Annotated in this window: 3 protein-coding genes; 1 reads left to right on the forward strand and 2 read right to left on the reverse strand. The window is 68.2% G+C overall.

Annotated elements, in window-relative coordinates; genetic code table 11:
* Positions 1-113: 113 nt before the first annotated feature.
* Complete coding sequence (locus tag RM423_RS24460) at positions 114-746, reverse strand: SDR family oxidoreductase (protein WP_311425647.1); 633 nt, start codon at positions 744-746, stop codon at positions 114-116.
* Complete coding sequence (locus RM423_RS24465) at positions 743-1621, reverse strand: oxidoreductase (RefSeq protein ID WP_396327875.1); 879 nt, start codon at positions 1619-1621, stop codon at positions 743-745. The genes RM423_RS24460 and RM423_RS24465 overlap by 4 nt, the downstream gene beginning before the upstream one ends.
* A gap of 159 nt (positions 1622-1780) precedes the next feature.
* Here RM423_RS24465 and RM423_RS24470 point away from each other — a divergent pair, with 159 nt between their 5' ends.
* Positions 1781-2620 carry a helix-turn-helix transcriptional regulator gene (locus tag RM423_RS24470; protein WP_311425649.1) on the forward strand — a complete coding sequence of 280 codons (840 nt, stop codon included), beginning with the start codon at positions 1781-1783 and terminating at the stop codon, positions 2618-2620.
* Positions 2621-2622 lie beyond the last annotated feature (2 nt).

The following is a 2622-nucleotide window of genomic DNA, read 5'->3' on the forward strand; positions in this document are numbered from 1 at the left end:
GATCTCGCCTAGGTCGACGGTGTGCTCGTCGAAGGCATGCGGGACGAAGATGCCGGCGTGGTCAGCGGACTCAATGTAGGAGGTCACGGGTTGTTCCTTCCGGTGTCCACTTGTCAGTGACTGCTGAGCAGGGCGAGGATGTGCTGGTAGTTGCCGTTAGTCTCGGCGTCGCGCAGAAATCTGACGTTGTCCACGACGATCTCGTCGGCGTCAGGCTGGGTCTGCAGCAGGGTCATGGTTTCGTCGAGGTAGGCCTCCAGTGGCATGGCCCGCTCGGAGTCTTGTTGTCCCATGAGTGTGGTGCGCACAGCTGGGAGGATCAGCTCGATGACCTGGATGCTGGTGTCAGCCAGTTGGATGCGGATGCCGCGCGACAGTGAGTGGATCGCTGCTTTGGTGGCGTTGTAGGTCGGGGTGAGGGGCAGCGGCACGAACGCCAGCCCGGAGGACACGGTGATGATCGCGGCGTTCGGCCGGGTGGCGAGGGTTTCGGTGAACGCGGCGATCAGCCGGATCGGGCCGAGCAGGTTGGTGGTGACGGTCCGCTCGGCCACCGACAGGAAATCGGCGGTGTCGATGACGACGGTCTCGATGCCGGGCTGTTCGGCGGCGATCTGCTCGAGCAGTTCGGTGCGCCGCCCGCCGATGATTACCCGGTTCCCGGCGGACTGGAACCGCAGCGCGAGCCCGAGGCCGATGCCGGAGGTGCCGCCGGCGATGAAGATGGTGTTTCCGGTGATGTTCATGCTGTCGCTTTCAGGTCGGGGGTAGCGGTCAGGAGGTGTTCGGTGGCGGCCCAGAGCCGCTGGGCGGTGTCGGTGTCGCGTCCGGGAGCGGCGGCCTTGCCGAGGGCGGGATGGCCCTTCATGTGGCCCGGGGCGCGGGGGCCGATGTAGGAGTTGCCGGGCACGTCCTGGGTGGCGGCGTACAGGATCGACAGCGCGCCGGTGGCCGGGTCGTTGAACAGGAACCGCAGGGCGTGGGTGATCTTGCCGGACGCTGCGTGCCGGGCCAGGTTCGTCGAGGCGATCCCGGGGTGGGCCACGATCGAGCGGACCGGGCTGCCGGCGGCGTCCAGGCGGCGCTGCAGCTGCAGGGAGAACAGCACCTCGGCGAGCTTGGAGTCCTGGTAGGCGCCCGATGGCTTGTACGGGCGGGTGGTCGGGTTCAGGTCGTCCACGTGGACCTTCCCCATCCGGTGCAGCTGCGAGGACACCGTCACCACCCGGTCGGTGATGTGCGGCAGCAGCAACGCGGTCAGCGCGAACGGGCCCAGGTAGTTGGTCGCGAACTGTGACTCGAACCCCTCGGCGGTGCGGGCGAAGGGCACCTGCATGATGCCGGCGTTGTTGACCAGCACGTCTATCGGCCCGGACCACTCCGCGGCGAAGCGGCGCACCGAACCCAGATCGGCGACGTCGAGCTCACGCACCTCGGTCCGGCCGGGCAGCTGGGCGGCCGCCTCGCGGCCCTTGGTCCCGTCCCGCACCGCCAACACAATGGTGGCGCCGGCCGCGGCGAGCTCGCGGGCCACGATCAGGCCCAGACCGCTGCTCGCGCCGGTGACGATCACCGTACGGCCGCTCTGGTCGGGCAGGTCGGACAGCGTCCACTTGCTCATCATCAACACTCCTTCATCGAGAGGGCACTGCGCTCAAGCCAACGCCGGACGGGGAACCGGAACAAGGACCCGTTCAGCCACTGAATGAGAAGTCCTGGCTAACGCCGACCGTCGACCTAGGCTGAACGCATCAGCAGAGGGCCGGGAGGAGACGATTCGATGGACCCGATCGGGCTAGGCACCTTCCTGCGCACCCGCCGCGAAGCCCTGCAACCCGAAGACGTGGGCATGCCACGGGGTCCTCGCCGCCGCACCGGCGGGCTCCGCCGCGAGGAAGTCGCCTCGCTGGTCGGCATGTCACCGGACTACTACGCGCGCCTGGAACGCGGCGCTGGAGCGCAACCCTCCGAGCAGATGGTGGCCGCGATCGCCCGCGGGCTACGCCTGTCCCTACCCGAACGCGACCACCTGTTCACCCTCGCCGGCCACAGCACCCCGCGGCGCACCGCCCGTACCGACCACATCGCGCCCGCGCTCATGCGGGTGCTCGACCGGCTGCAAGACACACCAGCCCAAATCATCGGTGAACTCGGCCAGACCCTCGCCCAGACCCCGCCGGCCGTCGCGCTGCTGGGAGACCAGACCCACTACGTCGGCCCGGCACGCAGCGCGGTTTACCGGTGGTTCACCGACCCCACCTCGCGCACCATCTATCTCCCCGACGACCACGACCTGCATGGGCGAACCTTTACCGCTCAACTGCGACAGGCCGCCGCCCGGGGCGGACCACATTCGCCCGCAGCCGACCTCGCCCGAGAACTACGCGAGAAAAGCACGCAGTTCGCCGCCCTATGGGATGGACATGAGATCGGCCTGCGCTACTCCGCACCCAAACGCTTCACCCACCCAGAGGTAGGACGGCTCGACCTACACTGCCAAACCCTGATCGACCCCGACACCGACCACGCCCTGCTCGTCTTCACCGCCACCCCAGGCACCCCCAGCCACGACATGCTGCAGCTACTCGCCGTCCTCGGCCACACCAGCGTCACGACCTAGTG

The organism is Jatrophihabitans lederbergiae, assembly GCF_031845305.1.
Lineage (GTDB): Bacteria > Actinomycetota > Actinomycetes > Mycobacteriales > Jatrophihabitantaceae > Jatrophihabitans_A > Jatrophihabitans_A lederbergiae.

What these genes read in the sequence shown, in the direction of transcription:
- RM423_RS24465 (WP_396327875.1), bottom strand. Translation starts at nt 1,621, where the DNA reads ATGAGCAAGTGGACGCTGTCCGACCTGCCCGACCAGAGCGGCCGTACG.
- RM423_RS24460 (WP_311425647.1), bottom strand. Translation starts at nt 746, where the DNA reads ATGAACATCACCGGAAACACCATCTTCATCGCCGGCGGCACCTCCGGC.
- RM423_RS24470 (WP_311425649.1), top strand. Translation starts at nt 1,781, where the DNA reads ATGGACCCGATCGGGCTAGGCACCTTCCTGCGCACCCGCCGCGAAGCC.